This window comes from Bullifex porci, from assembly GCF_009695635.1.
GTDB lineage: Bacteria > Spirochaetota > Spirochaetia > Sphaerochaetales > Sphaerochaetaceae > Bullifex > Bullifex porci.
Genome location: NZ_VUNN01000012.1, coordinates 26,523 through 44,290 on the forward strand (window position 1 = coordinate 26,523; position 17,768 = coordinate 44,290).

20 protein-coding genes, 1 tRNA gene and 1 pseudogene are annotated in these 17,768 nt (G+C 33.4%); 13 read left to right on the forward strand and 9 right to left on the reverse strand.

Annotation, left to right across the window (positions count from 1 at the left end):
- The first annotated feature begins 55 nt into the window (after window positions 1-55).
- From tnpB to FYJ80_RS12260, 4 genes and pseudogenes are all read left to right on the forward strand, one after another.
- Complete coding sequence (gene tnpB, locus FYJ80_RS06900; RefSeq protein WP_154425474.1) at window positions 56-403, forward strand: IS66 family insertion sequence element accessory protein TnpB; 348 nt, start codon at window positions 56-58, stop codon at window positions 401-403.
- 71 nt (window positions 404-474) lie between these two features.
- On the forward strand, window positions 475-1,092 hold the full coding sequence (locus FYJ80_RS06905) for a hypothetical protein (RefSeq protein WP_154425475.1): 618 nt from the start codon (window positions 475-477) through the stop codon (window positions 1,090-1,092).
- Between the two features lie 12 nt (window positions 1,093-1,104).
- Window positions 1,105-1,842: pseudogene (locus tag FYJ80_RS11940) on the forward strand (IS66 family transposase).
- Window positions 1,725-1,976, forward strand: coding sequence for a leucine-rich repeat protein (locus FYJ80_RS12260; protein ID WP_154425476.1), 252 nt, complete (start codon window positions 1,725-1,727; stop codon window positions 1,974-1,976). Before FYJ80_RS11940 ends, FYJ80_RS12260 begins: the two are co-directional and overlap by 118 nt.
- Window positions 1,977-2,585: 609 nt before the next feature.
- Here FYJ80_RS12260 and FYJ80_RS06925 read toward each other — a convergent pair.
- Window positions 2,586-5,369 carry a right-handed parallel beta-helix repeat-containing protein gene (locus tag FYJ80_RS06925; protein WP_154425477.1) on the reverse strand — a complete coding sequence of 928 codons (2,784 nt, stop codon included), beginning with the start codon at window positions 5,367-5,369 and terminating at the stop codon, window positions 2,586-2,588.
- A 372-nt stretch (window positions 5,370-5,741) separates the two neighbouring features.
- On the opposite strand from FYJ80_RS06925, the gene FYJ80_RS11740 reads away from it, so the two are divergent.
- Complete coding sequence (locus FYJ80_RS11740) at window positions 5,742-5,945, forward strand: hypothetical protein (protein ID WP_206361011.1); 204 nt, start codon at window positions 5,742-5,744, stop codon at window positions 5,943-5,945.
- Window positions 5,905-6,195 (forward strand): GNAT family N-acetyltransferase, encoded by a 291-nt coding sequence (locus FYJ80_RS11745; RefSeq protein ID WP_206361012.1) that lies wholly within the window; start codon window positions 5,905-5,907, stop codon window positions 6,193-6,195. Before FYJ80_RS11740 ends, FYJ80_RS11745 begins: the two co-directional genes overlap by 41 nt.
- A gap of 27 nt (window positions 6,196-6,222) precedes the next feature.
- Here FYJ80_RS11745 and FYJ80_RS06935 read toward each other — a convergent pair whose 3' ends face one another.
- The 3 genes from FYJ80_RS06935 to FYJ80_RS06940 form a co-directional block, all read right to left on the reverse strand.
- Window positions 6,223-7,359, reverse strand: a complete 1,137-nt coding sequence (locus tag FYJ80_RS06935; protein WP_206361013.1) for a uracil-xanthine permease family protein — start codon at window positions 7,357-7,359, stop codon at window positions 6,223-6,225.
- Window positions 7,360-7,409: 50 nt separating this feature from the next.
- Window positions 7,410-7,598, reverse strand: coding sequence for a hypothetical protein (locus FYJ80_RS11750; protein WP_206361014.1), 189 nt, complete (start codon window positions 7,596-7,598; stop codon window positions 7,410-7,412).
- A 156-nt stretch (window positions 7,599-7,754) separates the two neighbouring features.
- Entirely contained in the window at window positions 7,755-8,114 is a 360-nt protein-coding gene (locus tag FYJ80_RS06940) for a hypothetical protein (protein WP_154425478.1), read from the reverse strand.
- Between the two features lie 220 nt (window positions 8,115-8,334).
- Here FYJ80_RS06940 and FYJ80_RS06945 point away from each other — a divergent pair, with 220 nt between their 5' ends.
- Entirely contained in the window at window positions 8,335-8,760 is a 426-nt protein-coding gene (locus FYJ80_RS06945; protein WP_154425479.1) for a GNAT family N-acetyltransferase, read from the forward strand.
- Here FYJ80_RS06945 and FYJ80_RS06950 read toward each other — a convergent pair.
- Both FYJ80_RS06950 and FYJ80_RS06955 read right to left on the reverse strand, forming a co-directional pair.
- Window positions 8,753-9,652: a DMT family transporter gene (locus FYJ80_RS06950; protein ID WP_154425480.1), complete on the reverse strand. Its 900-nt coding sequence runs from the start codon at window positions 9,650-9,652 to the stop codon at window positions 8,753-8,755. The genes FYJ80_RS06945 and FYJ80_RS06950 overlap by 8 nt on opposite strands.
- Before the next feature lie 139 nt (window positions 9,653-9,791).
- Window positions 9,792-10,358: an NADH peroxidase gene (locus FYJ80_RS06955; RefSeq protein ID WP_154425481.1), complete on the reverse strand. Its 567-nt coding sequence runs from the start codon at window positions 10,356-10,358 to the stop codon at window positions 9,792-9,794.
- A 156-nt stretch (window positions 10,359-10,514) separates the two neighbouring features.
- Here FYJ80_RS06955 and FYJ80_RS06960 point away from each other — a divergent pair, with 156 nt between their 5' ends.
- From FYJ80_RS06960 to FYJ80_RS06970, 3 genes are read left to right on the forward strand one after another with little or no spacing between them, the layout of a single operon-like run.
- Window positions 10,515-11,324, forward strand: coding sequence for an amino acid ABC transporter substrate-binding protein (locus tag FYJ80_RS06960; RefSeq protein WP_154425482.1), 810 nt, complete (start codon window positions 10,515-10,517; stop codon window positions 11,322-11,324).
- A 60-nt stretch (window positions 11,325-11,384) separates the two neighbouring features.
- Window positions 11,385-12,020 carry an amino acid ABC transporter permease gene (locus FYJ80_RS06965; protein ID WP_154425483.1) on the forward strand — a complete coding sequence of 212 codons (636 nt, stop codon included), beginning with the start codon at window positions 11,385-11,387 and terminating at the stop codon, window positions 12,018-12,020.
- 9 nt (window positions 12,021-12,029) lie between these two features.
- Window positions 12,030-12,794 (forward strand): amino acid ABC transporter ATP-binding protein, encoded by a 765-nt coding sequence (locus FYJ80_RS06970; protein ID WP_154425484.1) that lies wholly within the window; start codon window positions 12,030-12,032, stop codon window positions 12,792-12,794.
- Here FYJ80_RS06970 and FYJ80_RS06975 read toward each other — a convergent pair.
- From FYJ80_RS06975 to FYJ80_RS06985, 3 genes are all read right to left on the reverse strand, one after another.
- Window positions 12,791-13,141 carry an ASCH domain-containing protein gene (locus FYJ80_RS06975; protein WP_154425485.1) on the reverse strand — a complete coding sequence of 117 codons (351 nt, stop codon included), beginning with the start codon at window positions 13,139-13,141 and terminating at the stop codon, window positions 12,791-12,793. The genes FYJ80_RS06970 and FYJ80_RS06975 overlap by 4 nt on opposite strands.
- 71 nt (window positions 13,142-13,212) lie before the next feature.
- Window positions 13,213-13,296: transfer RNA gene (locus FYJ80_RS06980), tRNA-Leu, on the reverse strand.
- Between the two features lie 76 nt (window positions 13,297-13,372).
- On the reverse strand, window positions 13,373-14,917 hold the full coding sequence (locus FYJ80_RS06985) for a sodium/proline symporter (RefSeq protein WP_154425486.1): 1,545 nt from the start codon (window positions 14,915-14,917) through the stop codon (window positions 13,373-13,375).
- A 128-nt stretch (window positions 14,918-15,045) separates the two neighbouring features.
- On the opposite strand from FYJ80_RS06985, the gene FYJ80_RS06990 reads away from it, so the two are divergent.
- The 3 genes from FYJ80_RS06990 to FYJ80_RS07000 are packed head-to-tail and all read left to right on the forward strand — an operon-like array spanning window position 15,046 to window position 17,767.
- Entirely contained in the window at window positions 15,046-15,780 is a 735-nt protein-coding gene (locus tag FYJ80_RS06990) for a DUF5058 family protein (RefSeq protein WP_154425487.1), read from the forward strand.
- Between the two features lie 11 nt (window positions 15,781-15,791).
- On the forward strand, window positions 15,792-16,466 hold the full coding sequence (locus FYJ80_RS06995) for a hypothetical protein (RefSeq protein WP_154425488.1): 675 nt from the start codon (window positions 15,792-15,794) through the stop codon (window positions 16,464-16,466).
- A complete protein-coding gene (locus FYJ80_RS07000) occupies window positions 16,463-17,767 on the forward strand; it encodes a M20/M25/M40 family metallo-hydrolase (protein ID WP_154425489.1) in 1,305 nt (434 codons plus the stop codon). The genes FYJ80_RS06995 and FYJ80_RS07000 overlap by 4 nt, the downstream gene beginning before the upstream one ends.
- Window position 17,768 lies beyond the last annotated feature (1 nt).

Below are 17,768 nucleotides of genomic sequence, written 5' to 3' on the forward strand. Positions count from 1 at the left end.
CAAATTAACTTAGCCAAAAAAGTATTCTTTAAACCATAGGTGAGGATCTAAATAAATGATTAAGTTTGAAGAATACGATTATTACATTAAGCCAGGATGCACAGACCTTAGAAAGGGTGCATTAAAGCTATCACTAATAATACAAGATGAAATGGAACTTAATCCATTTTCAAAATCTATCTTTATGTTTTGCAGCAAAAATAGAAGAACTATAAAAGCAATCCTCTGGGATGGTAATGGCTGGTTTGAAATAACAAAACGTTTAGATTATAAATCCACCTTCTCATGGCCAAAAACAGAAGAAGCTTCAAGAAGCATTAATTTGGAAGATATAAGGTATCTTCTAAAGGGGGCAGATGTGTTTAAAATCTTCCCTAATTATAGTCCTTTATTTGTAGGTTAAAATGTTGTAATATAATAAATTATTTCACTAAACCTATTGTAAAAAGTTTAATAATTCTTTATAATACAAGCATGTACAGTAAGAGCGAATTAGTAGGAAAAACACAAGAAGAATTAATAAAACTCGTATTAGATATGCAGTTTTGTAATGTTAATCTAGCTGCTGAAAGAGAAAAGAATCTAGATAAAATTGCAAATCTAGAAGAAATACTTCGCCTTAAAACTGCTGAGACATTCACTCCTTCTACTAAACAAACACGTAGCCTATTTGATGAGCTAGAATTGTTAGCTCAATTTGAAGCCATAAAAAATGGTCTTCCTGAAAGCGAACAGATAGTTGTTGAAGCTCATACTAGAAAAAAGCATAAGATAAGAGAAAACTCTACTTTGCCTGCTTCTACTCCTGTTATAGATGTTTATAACTATGAAGAAGCTCCAAGTGAGAAAGTAATTAATGGAGTTCTTTATAAAAGAGTAGAAGATAAAACTATTGATAAGGTTTATATCGTTCCTCAGAAGTATGTTGTTGTCAGAGACCATTACTTAAAGTATGAACCAGCTAATACTACAGATAGTGAAGATAAAAGCGTAGTTGAGTTTAAAAACAAGAAGCTTGATGGTCTTGCCGCAACTCCAAAATTTATAGCTCACTCAGTTATAAGTAAATTTGATGACTATACGCCCTTTTAGCGTCAGAGCGAGATTCATCAAAGAGCAGGCTTAACAGTGCAGCGGCAAAAGTTAGCTAGCTGGATTATTAAGTATTATGAAGAGTTGCTTCCTCTGGAAAAAGTTTTAAAGAAGCAAGTTTACTCTTTGGCACTACTTAATAAAAATGAAACTAAAACCACAGTACTTAATGTAAGAACTAAGAGTGGTAAAGTTTCGCAAAATAGCTTCATGTATATAACAATTGGAACTACTTTTAATGAAAAGTAGTCGATTTTTCATACCCTAGTGCTTTGTGAGTATATTCAAGGTCGTAGTAAGAAGGTGTTACTAGAGGATATTGAGAGGTTTAACTACAAAGAACCTGTCATTACAGATGGCTTGAAGCCATACTTTCATATAGAGAACCATGGTACTTGCTGGGTACATCTTATTAGAAAGTTCAAAGATGTTTTGAAAGTAACAGCTAAGAAAAAAGATGTTAATGCTAGTATTCTAGTTTCTATTTATACAAAGCTTAGTAATGCTCATTATGATTTAGTTGAGAAATTAAAAAACAAAGAGATTACTAAAGAAAAATTCTTAAAACAAAGAAGAGAAATGTCTGAGCCTTTAATATCTGTCACTTCCATCGGAGGCGGTGCTTTCGGTTTTTGTCGAAATCTCAAAAGAATATACATCCTGACTCTGTCAAGACCATCAGGGTATATGCTTTCTCCGGCTGTTCCAACCTTACCAGCATCACCATCCCTGAACCTGTCACTTCCATAGGAGAAAAAACTTTCAGTAACTGTTTATGGTTCTACATAATCAATATCAAACAGAATCAGCAAAAAACCTCTCTTACAGGAGAGCCATGGGGAGCTTCGAAATCTACCACAATCAATTGGGATTACACAGACTGATAACCACTCCATAAGTCCGAAGGTAATCGCCTTCGGACTTTTGCCATTTGTACCGATGCTCCAGCCTTTTTACACCAAGGGTGTAATTATATATATATAATAAAATAAGAGAGAGGGTTATGTTAATACTCCTATATATAATCTTATGATTATGGTGTTAGCGGTATATAGGTGTTTTCTTTATGTTATATTAATATAAAATTATTATATAAATATAAATAAATAAAACCTCCTTTGACTGCACTGCACAGAGGGTACTACAGGTGACTAGGTTGAAGATAAAAGGGCTTTTTTAAATTTCAGCAGAATAATTGAGAATGATTTGAGTCTTATTTTCATGGCCATAACAATTATGTTGATATTAAAACAATTAGATCTTTTATTTATGCGGACAGTTTTAAAAGCTGACCTTAAAATATATATAAGGAAAAAAAAGAATAAATTTAAACTTAAAAAAAACTCCTGTAACACTACTTAAAAAATAGAATTACAGGAGATAAACTTAAATCACAAAAGTAATGGCTATACTAAATATCCATACCCTCAATAAAACCTATCAGTCTATTGTAAATAGGCAACAACCTAGTTTTTATGAAGCTCTATCGCTTCTTATTTTCCATAAACCTTTACACCATCAACTGTTACAAACAGGTGATCAGCAACCATGGAATTCTTATTTGCCCAAAGTGTAGTTCCGGTTGATATACCTTCTGGATTAATTGCAAAACCATCAACTGTTGTATTTGTAACATTCAGAATGTAAGTTGCATTATAGTCATTTCCTGTTTCAATAGCAGCCTTCTCCGTATTAAGAGTATTATCATCATTGAAAACACAATCAGTTACTGTCAAAACTGTTGTAGGTGTCTCAGAAGATCCTGCTCCACCATACAAGAGTACTGCCTTTCCACCGGAATTGAATGTACAACCAGTAAGAGTTACTTCTCTACCTCCCCATGTCCAAATTGCATAGTCGTTCTTATTTTCAAAGATACAGTTATTGAACTCTTCTACTCCTGCATAGAGAGTAATCTTTCCCAGCATTTTACAATCTTTGTAAGTAACCTTATTTGTATGGGCTAAGCCACCATAGTTACCTTTTTTTTGACCCTGAATAGTCATTTTTTCGAATTCTAGAGTAGCATTTTTCGGATATGCAATTTCATCCTTATTATTAAGAATATTTAATTTTGTTCCATCTCCACTACCAACCATTTTCACATTTTTGTTCTCGCACTTAGCATCAGGAAGAGTAAATTCACCTTCTGGTAGATGTATGATAATTTTATCTGATGCATTATTTAAAGCAGCAGAAAATTCATCATCAGAAGATACAGCAAAAGCAATATTTCCTACTATGCTACATGTAGCACCATTCATTATACTGTTTATAGTTGTATCTTCTGCAATTGTTCCATTAACACTTACATCGTAATTAGTCGTCTTATAAATATAAATACCCGATCTATTTTCTGAGAACTTAATTGTTGCATTCTCAAGTTTAACTGAAACAGGATATGGATAAGAATTGTTTGAAACATGATTTCCTACAACTAGAGATGCTAATGGTACCTGATTACCTTGTCCCCAGTCATTTGTCATATTATCGGTCCAATCATATCCACTTGTTTTTGTACCAGTTGCTTCAATAGTAGAATTCTTAATGACAGAATTAGTACCACCTCTTAAAATCATTCCTTGACGATTTCCTTTAATGGTAGAATTCTCTATATAAACTTTTCCTTGTACATTAAATAGAATACCTGTATTATCTTGGTCTTCAGATGAAGTCTCTACAATTGAATCCTTGACTTCAATGTATAAGGCTTCGGATTCTTCTTTAGAAGCATTTGTTGCAATACCATATACAGCAGCCTTAATCTTAGAGCCATTAATTACACGAACACTCATGTTATTATTAGTTTCTGAAAGGTAAACGCCACCATATGCAGCCTCAACATTCATATTATCAATTATCAAACCAGATGATTGATACATTGAAAAGGTATGTCCAATTGATGATTTTATTGTTCCATTCTTTACGGATAGTACATATTCAGAATCAGATTTATTTAAGTATAAACCATATTGAGTTTCAATTGTTTTAGAATTTAGATCAATAGTAAAATTCTTATTTGGAATAGAAATACTATTAACTGATACATTACTAAGCAATTTAACGATCTGTTCATCATCTACTTCTGCAATAGCAGTTACAAGTTTTGTGTAAGGGATACCCGTACTTACGTTAAGAGCTTCTACATTTGCAACTACAATATACTCTGAGAAGTGATTTGTCTTAAATACAAGTTCTCCTGTTTCTCTATTATAGCTTACTAAGATTGGCTGATCTCCCTCACCAGTATACTTAACTTGAACATCTTCAAGACCAGCAAGAATATAAGTTGTAATTACAACATATTCATTATTAAAACTTGTTACTTCTTGCTCATTTACTTTAAGAGAAATATCTATACCAGCAACAGCAGGTGTATTTGCTACAGAGAAATCACCTGCAGATTTTACGCTTAAATTAAGAACTGCAGTTGTAGCCTCTTCAGGAAGTGCTCCTTGTGGGAATGTTACTGTTGTTTGGTTCAAATTACTTGATGTATTAGCAGGAGCAACTAAAACATTTACAACTGTATCTCCTTCTTTCTTTACTTCAATTGCTTGTTCTACTTTAGTTAGAGAACTACTTCCACTAGTGATTTTACTTGGGTCTATATTTCCACTAATTGTAGTTTCTCTACCACTTATTACTTCTACAACTAAAGACATTGATGATTTGACATCACCATTATCACTTCTATATTCAAATGTTACTGTATGAGGACCAGGGATACATTCAAGTCTCATATTAACACCATTGAAATTCATTATTATAGTACTATCAATAGAAGCAAAGTTAGGAGTTTTTAATTCTTCATTAACAGGAATTTTTACATCAGTTAAAACAATATAACCATTATCACCTGTACTTTGCTTAACTGGTACAGGAACTGTTACATTTGGTTCATAGAAATTCCATTTGATTGTTACCTTACTGGTAGTACCGGCATAAACCTTTTTACCATCTTTAATACCCCAAAGACCTATAGACCAGTCACCTTGAGATAAAGTTACTATTCCATCTTTTGGAAGTAAGGAGTCACTTGTTGCACCATAATTAAATTGTGTTTCACTTACTTTTGTTGCAGAATAATACCAAGTGATATTATCATCATCTAAATTAATTGTTTCAAAATCAGTAGTTAGGCTTCTGCCCCCTCCAGATGGGGTAATTTTGACTTTAACGCGAACATCACTAGCATCATCTGAACCCATGCTACATGATGTAAATAGTGATGCTATTAAAAGCATTACTAATAACGAAATGGATAATTTCTTCATTTTTATCCCCCTATTTTATTTTATTTCATAAAAAAGCTAAAAAGCTTCTTTATGTAATATTATAAAACACCACTAAGAAATAATATTTACAGGAAGAAAAAGAACTATAAAATCTCACCACCTATAAATAAGATTTCTACATTCATAGTATAACGCATTTGGGCTCATATGTTAATATTATTTTGAAGTATGAATTATTTTAAAATTATGATTTATTTTAAATAATTATTTATATTAAAACATAATAGATATAAAAATTACTTCAATAGTAATAATTTCTTTCTTAAAGCCATTCTTACCTAAGAAATAAAACTCCTTCTCTCATGTTTTAAAATTAATACTAATAAAATTTATGATAGTATTTAAAACAATATGGATAAGTATAAATACATCACATTAAGAGATAGAGTAGATTTAAAGAATAAAGCAGCAGAATGGTTTCATTTAAAATGGGGCATTCCTACAGAAGCTTATCTAAAATGTATGGATGCTTACCTAAATAAAGAAACAGAGTATGGTTGGTATCTTTGTTTAGATGGAGAAAAAAATTATTTGTGGCATGGGAGTTATCGATAATGACTTTCATAACAGAAAGGACCTTACGCCTAACATTTGTGCAGTATATACAGAAAGAGAGTACCGTAACAAAGGTATAGCTGGCCATCTGCTTAATATTGTAGTTGATGACTTAAAATCAAAAGGAATTACTCCTATTTACCTAGTTACAGATTACACTGGATTTTATGAAAAATATGGATGGAAGTTTTTATGTATGGTTCAGTGTGAAAATGAACCTAATTTATCTAGAATGTACATTCATAGATAAATTAGATTACTTTTAAGTTATAGGAGTTTAATTTTTCTTTTCTTTATCAGGGATAATTAAACTCATGATCATACTAACAACGAATACTCCTGCAACAGGGTTTCCTGCAAAAATATCTCCAAATACAGAAGGAAGATATTGGAAAAATCCATCTACTTGAGTAACACCTATTCCAACACAAAGAGATGTTGCAACAATTAATGTTGTCTTTTCATTCCATTCACAAGAATTCATCATATTTATTCCGCTTACAATAATTGCTCCAAACATAATTACTGTACATCCACCTAATACACATGATGGAAGTGTTGAGAAGAATGCACCTACAGGTGGGAATAAGCCTGCAATAATTAGTGTTAAAGCACCAAACATAATTGTCCATCTGTTAACAACCTTAGTCATTGCTACAAGTCCTACGTTCTGGCTAAAGGAAGTAATTGGAGAGCATCCAAATACTCCTGCTGAAATAGTAGACATAAAGCCATCACAACAAAGAGAACCAGATACCTCTTTCTCTGTAATATCTCTATTCAAGCCACCAGTACAAATTGCAGTTGTATCACCAATTGTTTCTGCAGCTGAAACTAAAAATACTAGTGTTACTGAAATAATTGATCCAATATCAAATTTTGGTGCAAATCTAAATAATCTAGAAAATGAAACAACTCCAAGCTCATTTATTGTTGCCATCATCTGACTAAAATCAACCATATTAAAGAAGATTGATATTATATATCCCACTGCAAGACCTAAAAGTACATATAGGTTTTTCCAAAAGCCTTTAGTAAATGAGTGGAAAAGTAGACATGCTAATAAAGTAAGAGCACCAACTGTTAAATTCTGCCAAGAGCCTAAAGGATAAGCATTAGAGGTTGCTAAAGTAGAAATTCCAGTTGATAGAAGAGAAAATCCTATTGTTGTTACAACACATGCTGAAACAATAGGAGTAACAAAGCGTCTCCAATATTTAGTAGTCAGTCCTAATAAGCCTTCGATAATACCACCAACCATAACTGCTCCAACTAATAAGCCATAATCTCTTGATGCAAGAATCATCATTGGGGACAAGAATGTAAAGCTTAAACCCATTACTACAGGTAGCTTTGCACCTACCTTCCAAATTGGATATAGCTGGATTAATGTACCTATTCCTTCAATTAACATAGCAGCTTGAACTAATAGAGCTGTATCAAGAGATGAAAAGATATTTCCATTTAAAGTGCAACACCAGATATTAAAATAATTGGGGTTACATTTGAGACGAACATAGCTAATACATGCTGTAGACCAAATGGAATAGCCTTAGAAACTGATACTCTTCCATCTAATTTGTAGATGTTTGAAACATCATAATCTTCCTTTATTAATTTTTTACCTTCTTTTTTTGCAACAAAATGCAACATATTTATTAAACCACAAATATGAAACATTTCACAACAAAAAACTTAAGAAAGATTAAAATTACATTTTCTTGGTCTTATCTCGCTACACTACTTTGGGAAAATAAATTTTTTTTGGCTCATCTTGTATAAATATGAGTAATAAAAAAAATCAAAGCTTCAATCATCAAGTTCAATTTCTTTCCACTCAGTTTTCTTTTCTAATACTTCACTTGGGCATCTTGCTACTACAGAATAAAGCTTAACAATAGTACCTCTAATTTTATCACGATGTGGTGTTATAACAGAGCTCCTAAACCCACCATCAATTGATTCAGAGATATAAAAGATAATTGGCTCAAACTCATCAATTATTATTCTCTCTATATCATCAAAATAACCAACATGATCACAAATAACACATCCATTTTCATCGGTGAGTGTTTTAGATTTACCATTGTAAGTAAACCTTCCAAGCTTATAATTCCCTACTTTTTTTCCACTCATTTCACTAACTTTCTCAAAATCTAAGTAAGTCATTATCCCTCCCCCAATGAATATTATGTGTATAGAATATTTTGCGCCATATATAGTCTGATTACAATTTTTTTAATGCTAATTTATGAAAATAATTGCAACAGAATCATAAAAGTAGATAATTATCCTCTTAAGAGCAATAAAAATTATAGTGTTCTTATTTTATTTAATAGCTCTATTAACCCCACTTTTTAAATCAAATATTTTCTTTTATTATTTAATTATGGTTAGAAATATAAGAATTGATGATGCAAAGTATATTGCAGCAATTTGTGAAAGCACATTAAATCATAAAACATCTATCAAGATAATTGAGGAAAGAATAGAAGAGCTTGTAAATAATAGTAATTACTTTATAGCTGTATATGATGATGGCAAAGCCTCAGCCTTTATCCAGGCAGAGGAATATACTATTTTGTATGGAGAAAAGGGTTGGAATATTATTTCTCTAGCTGTATCAGAGGATAAGCAAAATAAAGGATATGGAAAAGCATTAATAAATGCTCTAGAAAACCATTGTTTAAATAATGGTGGATCCTTTATTCGATTAAACTCAAGAATTGAAAGAGAAAATGCTCATGGCTTTTATGCTCATTTAGGATACACATGTGATAAAACTCAAAAGAGATTTATAAAGTACCTTAAATAAACATTAATATCGTACCAACTATCGATATAATAGTACCGATATAAGAGTTGATAGATATCTTCTTCTTAAATACAACCTTATCGATAGGAAGCATAAATAAAGGACTAATCTGAGAAAGTGCAGATACAATTCCAACTGGTGCAAGTCTCAATGCTAGCATCTGGAAGCTCATACCTAATACAGGACCAGTAACGACAGCAAATAAAAGCTCAATCAGCTTTTTTCTATCCTTTAAAAAGACAAGATCCTTTCTTAATGTCTTTCCTGGAATAAAAGATAGAATAACAAAGCAAATTAAGCCTGAAAGATTTCTTAAAAAGTTTGTTGATATAGGTCCAATATCATTCAAAGCATATTTAGCTGCAATATAAGAAATAGCTTGGAATATTGCTCCAAGAATAGCTGCTATTAAGCCCTTTATAAGCTTATCCTTATCCCTACTTCCCTTATTCTTGATTAGCTCATCAAGAACCATAATTACGATACCTAATATTATTAGAAATACTGAGAGCCATTGTTTAGCAGATAGCTGCTCACCAAAAAATCTATTTGAAAGTATTGCAGATACTACAGGTGAGAAGGTTAATATTACTAAAGCCTCTCTAGCTCCTAGTGCAACATAGGAATAAAACATTAAAATATCTGTAATAAAGTATCCAGTTACACCAGAAAATACTAATGCGAAAAAGGACTGCTTGCTAATTGATAGAATATCAAGGCCTTCAGTACAAAGCATCAAAATAAAAACTATTGGAACTGCTAAGAGACTTCTAGCATAAGCAAGAGATGAGCTCTTAATACTCTTACCAAGAATATTATAGGTAGTTGAATTTAATGCCCAACATAGAGCTGTAAATAAAGCAAGTATTTGTCCTAAAATCTGATTATCCATCAAGACGTGATAATAGAACAAATGAAAAATCTTGAATAGATATTTTTTATTACTTCTTTTAGTGGTTTTCTTTTTACTTTCTGCGACAAAATAAAAAAGGGCATGAAGTTAATCATGCCCCAACAAGATATTATAATTCTTATTTGAAATATCTATTTAAGAGACCTTCAAAAGCCTTACCATGTCTTGCTTCATCACGAGCCATTTCGTGTACTGTATCGTGGATAGCATCAAGGTTATATTTCTTAGCAAGCTTAGCAAGCTCGAACTTACCCATTGTAGCACCATTTTCAGCATCAACTCTCATCTCGAGGTTCTTCTTTGTGCTGTCTGTAACAACTTCACCAAGGAGTTCAGCAAACTTAGCAGCGTGCTCAGCTTCTTCGAGACCAGCCTTTTCCCAATACATACCAATTTCAGGATAACCTTCTCTATGAGCTACTCTAGCCATTGCTAAATACATACCAACTTCTGTGCATTCACCTTCAAAGTTAGCCTTTAATCCTGCGATGATTTCAGCCTTAACTTCTTCAGGAACATCAGCACCAAACTGCTTGCCAACACCTACTACATGTTCAGCAGCCCATACCTTTTCAGTCTTCTGTTCTGTGAACTTGCTACCTGGAACCTTACACTGAGGACAGAACTCTGGTGGAACATCACCCTCATACACATAACCACATACAGGACATACCCATTTCTTCATAATTATACTCCTTACTACTAGTAATAGTTACTGTTAATATAATACTTAATAATAAAAAAGTGAATTATATAAATAGAATAATTTTGTATATTCACTATATTGCATAAATATGCTATTAATATACAGGATAATTTATCAAAATTATCAGGAGGAAACATGAAAAAATTATTTGCTTTGTTACTAGTTCTATTAGTTTCATTATCTCTTTTTGCTCAAGGTAGTAAAGAGGCAACAACAGAAGATCTTTCATTAAAGAAAATACAAGATAAGGGTGAGTTTATTCTTGGCTTAGACGACTCCTTCCCACCAATGGGATATAGAGATGAAAATGGTGAAATTGTGGGCTTTGATATCGATTGTGCAAAGGAAGTTTGTTCAAGACTCTGTGTTAAGCTTATCTGTCAGCCAATTGACTGGGCAGCTAAGGAACAGGAATTAGCTACATATAATATTGACTGTATTTGGAATGGCTTCACTATTACTCCAGAACGCTTAGAAAACCTTACATTTAGTGATCCATATGTAAAGAATGCTCAGGTTTGTGTCGTTAAATCAAATTCTCCTGTTAATACACTTGCAGATTTAAAGGGTAAAAACGTTGGTGTACAGGCAGGCTCTTCAGCTCAGGATGCAATCTCAGATACAGAGGGCTTTGAAGCATCCCTTAAGAGTGTTGTTGAATTTAAGGATAACCTAACAGCTCTTATGGATCTTGAAATTGGTGGTGTTGATGCAGTAGTTATGGACCTCTTAGTTGCTAACGATAATATCAATCGTTCAGGTAAGGACTTTAGAATTATCTCTGAGTCTCTAGTTGCTGAGGAGTATGGTATTGGCTTCAGAAAGGGTGATGTAGCTCTTCGTGATGCAGTTCAGAATGCATTAAATGATATGGCTAAGGACGGAACTCTTGCAGAAATTGCAACTAAATGGTTTGGTGCAGATATTACAGTTGTAGGAAAATAATTAATTTCTTATGATAGCTAGAGGGACGAATACGTCCCTCTTTTAATAAAAGGAAATAATATGACAAAACTTCTATCATTAATGCTAAAGGGAAGCATAATGAATATTAAGATATTCGGCTTAACGCTTCTATTTGCGCTACCTCTTGGATTTATAGTTGCTAAGGGCAGAATGAGTAAAATCAAAATAGTTAAAGCTTTAGTAAATATATACATTCAAATTATGAGAGGAACACCTCTTATTTTACAACTTATTTTCGTTTACTTCGCTCCTTATTATATCTTTGGTGTTTCCTATGATAGATTTACAGCTGTTATTATTTCCTTTGTAATTAACTATGCAGCATATTTTGCAGAGATTTATCGTTCAGGACTGCAGGCTATCGATAAGGGACAATATGAAGCAAGTAAGGTATTAGGCTTTTCAAAGCTTTATACATTCTTCCACATTATTTTACCTCAAGTATTTAAGATTATTCTTCCAGCACTTGCTGGTGAAGTAATAACACTAGTAAAGGATACAGCACTTGCACAAACAATTGGTGTTGCAGAGCTATTTAGAGCAGCTCAAAATGCAGCATCAAGAGAATTCTCTACAATGCCTATTTTTATAGCTGGTGTATTCTTCTTTGTGATGAACTACTTAGTATCAAAATTCTTCAATATCGTTGAAGCTAAAATGAATTACTATGAATAAGGATTTAATATGAACGAGATACTTATTAGAGCAAATAACATTTCTAAAGCCTTTGGAGAAGTTAAGGTATTAAATGATATTTCATTTGAACTTAAAAAAGGTAATGTATTATCAATATTAGGTCCTTCAGGAAGTGGTAAATCAACACTACTTAGAATTATCACACAGCTTGAAAGAGCCGATAGAGGATCTCTATATTTTAATGATAAGCCTCTCTTTGAGGATGATGGTTCTAAGGCTAATTATTCAAATAATAAAATAGCAAGAGAGATTGGCTTAAAAACTGGATTAGTATTTCAGAACTTTAATTTATTTCCTCACTTCACAGTATTAAGAAATATTACTGAAGCTCAAATAGCAGTTTTAAAACGTGATAAGCATGAAGCAGAGGATAGAGCTATAGCGCTCTTAAAGAAGCTAAGCTTACTCGATAAGGCGAAGGCCTACCCTTCTCAGCTATCAGGAGGTCAGAAACAAAGAGTATCGATTGCTAGAGCCTTAGCAATGGATCCAGAGGTTCTATTCTTTGATGAGCCTACCTCTGCGCTTGATCCTGAATTAACTAGAGAGGTTTTAAATGTTATTAAACAGCTCTCAGAAGAAAAGATGACTATGGCTGTTGTAACTCACGAAATGGAATTTGCAAAGGCTATTAGTGACCATGCAATATTCATGGAGGGTGGATATATTATCGAAGAAGGCGATAAGGATTCAATCTTTACTGCCGCTGAGAAAGAAAGAACAAGACAATTTATCCACTCAATGAGTAATTAATAGAAAATAATTTTAAATTTCAGCTTTATTACGATATCATCACCCATTGGATTTCCAATCATGGGTGATTTTTCTTCTTTAAATAAAAAGAAGGGAGCAACCTCTACATTAGTAATCCTTAATAATGCGATGCTATTTCCTTTATTATCTGTTAAAGCTTCAATATCATCCTTTAAGGGTAGCTCCTCTCCACTCTCCTCAAATAGAGCAGCAGGTATTAATATACTACTAACCTTTTCAGATAAAATATCATCCCAGCTTATATAAGTAGAAAAAATTGCATGAGAATAATCGCTTGCCATTGGATTTAATAATCTATATTGCTTAAACATTTCTTCTGGAGTCATGGATAATAGAATAATATTTTTTATTGTTTAGTAAAAGTAAAAAAAACGAAGAGCTTTTATACTCTTCGTTTTGCGGACGACTGGACTTGAACCAGCAAGGCCTTTCAACCACTAGCACCTCAAGCTAGCGTGTCTACCACTTCCACCACGTCCGCATTATGCTTTAGTGTGCGTTGTCTCGCAACGTTGATTAATCTACACTATTGCATAATTTTGGTCAACCAGTTTTCTTTATTTTTTTAGTTTTTCTTTACCAGCTACTTTTTCAAATTCTTCGACTACTTCTTTTGAAGGAGCAGTTGAACAAAAACTAATAATTACAGCTACAAATAAAGCGATTAAAAATGCTGGAAGTAATTCATAAATATCAAATACTCCACCTAATGGTCTAACCATGAATTTGTAAACTAGTACACTTAAACCACCAGAGATCATACCGCAAAGGGCCCCCTTAGCTGTTAGTCTCTTCCAATAAAGAGAAAGTATAATAATTGGTCCAAAGCTTGCACCAAAGCCAGCCCAAGCAAATGATACAATTGAGAATATTGAGCTTGCTGGATTACGAGCAATAACAACACCTAGAACAGCTATAATTAATACTGTTGTTCTAGCAGCTACCATACTACCCTTCTCTGAGAGATTTAAATGCATTGCATCCTGAAGAATATCATGTGATGCACTAGATGATGCAGCTAGTAGCTGTGAATCAGCTGTAGACATTGTACTTGCTAAAATACCAGCAAGAATTAAGCCTGCAATAATTGATGCAAATACACCATGAGAAGATAGAAGCTTAGCTATCATTACTATAATTGTTTCAGAGCTTGAGCCACTTAAGGTTTCAACAATATTCATTGCGGATAGAGCTCTACCAATTACACCAATTAATACAGCAATAGCCATTGCAATAATTACCCATACAGTAGCTATTCTTCTTGAAAGAGATAGCTTATTCTCATCCTCAATTGCCATAAAGCGAAGTAGTATATGTGGCATACCAAAGTAGCCAAGTCCCCAAGCTAAGGTAGATAGTACCGTGATAAATCCATATGGCTTAGCTGCATTAGTTATAGGATCGTGTGTTAAGTTAAATGAGAAATAGCCTGCTAAATTACTTGCATTTTCTATTACAGTAGAAAAGCCACCTGCAAGAGTAGTTGCATAGAATAATACAACAAAGATTGCAAAGGTCATGATAATAGATTGTATAAAGTCTGTTAGAGAAGCTGCTAAAAAGCCTCCTGCAACTGTATAAGAAATAATTACAATTGCTGATACAATCATACATGCCATATATGGTAAGCCAAATAATGATGAGAATAGCTTTCCACAGGCAGCAAACCCAGATGCTGTATATGGAATAAAGAATACGATAATAATTAGAGCTGCTACTGCTGTTAATATCTTACTTTCATCATGAAATCTCTTTGAGAAGAACTGTGGAAGAGTAATAGATCCTGTAAGCTCTGTATATCTTCTTAAACGCTTTGCTGTAAAAAGCCAATTTAAATATGTACCAACACTAAGTCCAATAATTGTCCAGCCTACATCTGCAAGACCTGTTAAATAAGCAAGTCCAGGAAGTCCCATTAGTAGGTAGCTAGACATATCTGATGCTTCTGCACTCATAGCAGTAACAAAAGGACCAAGCTTTCTTCCTCCTAAATAGAAATCAGATGAAGAAGTATTTTTCTTTGCACATCTAAAGCCTATATAGAGCATTCCAACTAGATAACATAAAATAGTTAATAAAATAAAAAAAGCTGAACTATTCATTTTATCTCCCCCTAACAATAGGTTTAAAAATACTTTGTTAAGAAACAATATGCAATATCAAGAATAATTCATAAGGTATATATGTAAATAATTTTTCAAATATCATATTCTTTTGTTAGGAGGCTGGTATGAATTATTTACAAATTGCTAATTCACTATCACTTTATTTACTCGTTGGTGCGATACTACTTTTCATTGCAGCAGGGTGTGTAGTTTTTATGATTAAGAGCTATAGAGCTGGTTTAAAAATTGGTATGGACAAAAAAGTTTTAACTGGAGCTATTACCTCTTCAGCAGCTTTTACAGTACTACCATCAATTTCTATTTTACTTGGCGTAATCGCGCTCTCTGGTTCGTTAGGTGTACCAGCGGCATGGCTAAGATTATCTGTTGTTGGAAATATTCAATATGAGGCAACAGTAGCTAACATCGCAGCAGAAAACATGGGAACAGCCCTTGATTCCTCTGTCTTAACAATGAATAATTTGGTAACAATCCTATTAGTAATGACTGTTGGTATTATCTGGGGATGTCTACTTACAATCTTTACTTTAAAGGGATATTCAAAGAAGCTAAAGCTCTCCTCTGGGAAGAAGAGTAACTCTAATGGTGGCTTTGCAAACTTTGCAATGACAGGCATGATGATTGGTCTATGTGCAACCTTTGTAGGCTCATACATTGCTACAACCTTTGTAAAAGCTAACTCAACACCTTTAATCACATTACTTGTTTCAGGTCTTTTCATGGCCCTCTTTGATACTCTAGCAAAGAAATATAATGTCACATGGCTTGAAAACTTCTCACTTTCTCTTGCAATGCTCTTTGGAATGTTTGCAGCAGTCGTTTCTAACCTAATTAAATAAAGGAAAGTATTATGAACGAAGAATTTGATTTTGAAGCCTACCAAAATGATATACATAGAACAGGAAGAGCAATGCTTTCAATTGGAGTAATTATGCTTTTAGCCTGTCCTTTTGCTATGGCATATATTACAGGAAGTACAATTGAATGGAATGCCTTCTTTAAAGCTATCATCTCTGTATTAATTGTATATGTACCATCTTGTATTGTTGAATATTTAATTTATGTACCACTTTTAGGAAGTGGCGCCTCATACCTTACATTTATCACAGGAAATATTACAAACTTAAAGCTTCCATGTGCATTTAACTCTCGCGATATGGCAGGAGCAAAGGTTGGAACAGTTGAAAACGAAATTATTTCAACACTTTCAGTCGCAACCTCATCTCTTGTTACAATGCTTGTAATATTCTTAGGTGTTCTTCTATTAATTCCACTTACACCTATATTACAAAACCCTATTATTAAGCCAGCTTTTGATAATGTATTACCAGCACTCTTTGGAGCACTTGGATATCAATACTTTAAGAAGAGTATTAAAATCACAGTATTCCCACTCTCCTTCATGGTATTGCTTTGCTTGTTAATTCCTTCAATGGTAAATCAAACAAGCTTCCTACTTATCGCATGTGGTGGTATTGCATTAGCTTTAAGCTATGTATTTTTTAAAAAAGGATGGATTAAATGAAATACGAAGAAAAGCTATCGAAGATGATTCAAGTCGAAACAGTAAGTGTTAGAGGAGAATTAAATCTTCCAAAATTTATTAAGTTTCAGGAGCTATTAAAGGAATTATTTCCAAATGTATTTAAAACAATGGAATTTAAGACCTTTGATGGAGCGATGCTCTTAAGATGGAAGGCTAAGAATCCTAAAGCTGATCCAATTCTATTTATGAGCCACCAGGATGTTGTTGAAGCAACTGGGGAATGGAAATACCCACCATTTTCTGGCCAAATAGCTGAAGGTAAGATTTGGGGAAGAGGTACTGTTGATACTAAGGGTTCCCTATTTTGTATTTTCCAATCTCTAGAGGAGCTTATAGAGGAAGGCTACGAACCAAATGTAGATGTATATATTGCATCCTCTAACACTGAGGAGGTTGCAGGAGATGGTGCTCCTAAAATAGTTAAATATCTTAGTGATAATAATGTTCATCTTCAATTCTTAATCGATGAGGGTGGAATGATTAAATCTGAACCTCTTAAGGGTGCTAAGGGTAGATTTGCTATGATTGGAACTCTTGAGAAGGGAACCTGTAACTTCAAGTTTATTGCTAAAGGAAAGGGTGGACATGCCTCAGTACCTGGTAAGAACACTCCTCTAGTAAGATTAGGTCAGTTCATGGCTTCTGTTGAGAAGGATGATCCATTTAAAGCAAAACTAAATGATACTACTATCGAGATGTTTAGACGCTTAGGCCCATCAATAAAGGGTCCTCTTGGATTTGTACTTAGACATGCTAAGGGACTATCTCCACTACTAAATAAGGTGCTTCCAAAGGTTAATCCACTTGCAACAGCAATGATTAAAACTACTATGGCTTTTACTACATGCTCTGGCTCAAATGGATTAAACGTATTACCAGAGACAGCTTATGTAACTGGTAACTCTAGAGTTATTCACCACCAGGATGCAGATGAGACCTATAGAATAATTAGTGAAAGAGCTAAGCAATTTGATATCGACACAGAGATCATCTACTCATCAACTGCATGTCCTGTTGTTGATTACAAGGGAAAAGAATTCAAGCTTATCGAGAATACTATTAAAGAAATCTTCCCTGGTGTAATTCCTTCTCCTTATGCTATGACAGGTGGAACAGATGCTCGCTTCTTCTCACCAGTAACAGAGAATGCAATACGCTTTGCACCTCTTGAAATAGATGAGCAGCAATATAAATCTATTCACGCGCTAAATGAAAACATTAATATCGATGTTTTACCAAAGGGCGTAGAGTTCTATAAAGCTATTGTTAAGAAGATGTGAA

Bases quoted from the DNA above. Each gene is read 5' to 3' on its own strand.
- FYJ80_RS06975 (WP_154425485.1), bottom strand. From the start codon at position 13,141: ATGACTCCAGAAGAAATGTTTAAGCAATATAGATTATTAAATCCAATG.
- FYJ80_RS11740 (WP_206361011.1), top strand. From the start codon at position 5,742: ATGGATAAGTATAAATACATCACATTAAGAGATAGAGTAGATTTAAAG.
- FYJ80_RS06990 (WP_154425487.1), top strand. From the start codon at position 15,046: ATGAATTATTTACAAATTGCTAATTCACTATCACTTTATTTACTCGTT.
- FYJ80_RS06960 (WP_154425482.1), top strand. From the start codon at position 10,515: ATGAAAAAATTATTTGCTTTGTTACTAGTTCTATTAGTTTCATTATCT.
- FYJ80_RS06950 (WP_154425480.1), bottom strand. From the start codon at position 9,652: ATGGATAATCAGATTTTAGGACAAATACTTGCTTTATTTACAGCTCTA.
- FYJ80_RS11750 (WP_206361014.1), bottom strand. From the start codon at position 7,598: ATGTTGCATTTTGTTGCAAAAAAAGAAGGTAAAAAATTAATAAAGGAA.
- FYJ80_RS06935 (WP_206361013.1), bottom strand. From the start codon at position 7,359: ATGTTAATTGAAGGAATAGGTACATTAATCCAGCTATATCCAATTTGG.
- FYJ80_RS06995 (WP_154425488.1), top strand. From the start codon at position 15,792: ATGAACGAAGAATTTGATTTTGAAGCCTACCAAAATGATATACATAGA.
- FYJ80_RS06940 (WP_154425478.1), bottom strand. From the start codon at position 8,114: ATGACTTACTTAGATTTTGAGAAAGTTAGTGAAATGAGTGGAAAAAAA.
- FYJ80_RS06925 (WP_154425477.1), bottom strand. From the start codon at position 5,369: ATGAAGAAATTATCCATTTCGTTATTAGTAATGCTTTTAATAGCATCA.
- FYJ80_RS11745 (WP_206361012.1), top strand. From the start codon at position 5,905: ATGGAGAAAAAAATTATTTGTGGCATGGGAGTTATCGATAATGACTTT.
- FYJ80_RS07000 (WP_154425489.1), top strand. From the start codon at position 16,463: ATGAAATACGAAGAAAAGCTATCGAAGATGATTCAAGTCGAAACAGTA.
- tnpB (WP_154425474.1), top strand. From the start codon at position 56: ATGATTAAGTTTGAAGAATACGATTATTACATTAAGCCAGGATGCACA.
- FYJ80_RS06985 (WP_154425486.1), bottom strand. From the start codon at position 14,917: ATGAATAGTTCAGCTTTTTTTATTTTATTAACTATTTTATGTTATCTA.
- FYJ80_RS06905 (WP_154425475.1), top strand. From the start codon at position 475: ATGTACAGTAAGAGCGAATTAGTAGGAAAAACACAAGAAGAATTAATA.
- FYJ80_RS06955 (WP_154425481.1), bottom strand. From the start codon at position 10,358: ATGAAGAAATGGGTATGTCCTGTATGTGGTTATGTGTATGAGGGTGAT.
- FYJ80_RS06945 (WP_154425479.1), top strand. From the start codon at position 8,335: ATGGTTAGAAATATAAGAATTGATGATGCAAAGTATATTGCAGCAATT.
- FYJ80_RS06970 (WP_154425484.1), top strand. From the start codon at position 12,030: ATGAACGAGATACTTATTAGAGCAAATAACATTTCTAAAGCCTTTGGA.
- FYJ80_RS06965 (WP_154425483.1), top strand. From the start codon at position 11,385: ATGACAAAACTTCTATCATTAATGCTAAAGGGAAGCATAATGAATATT.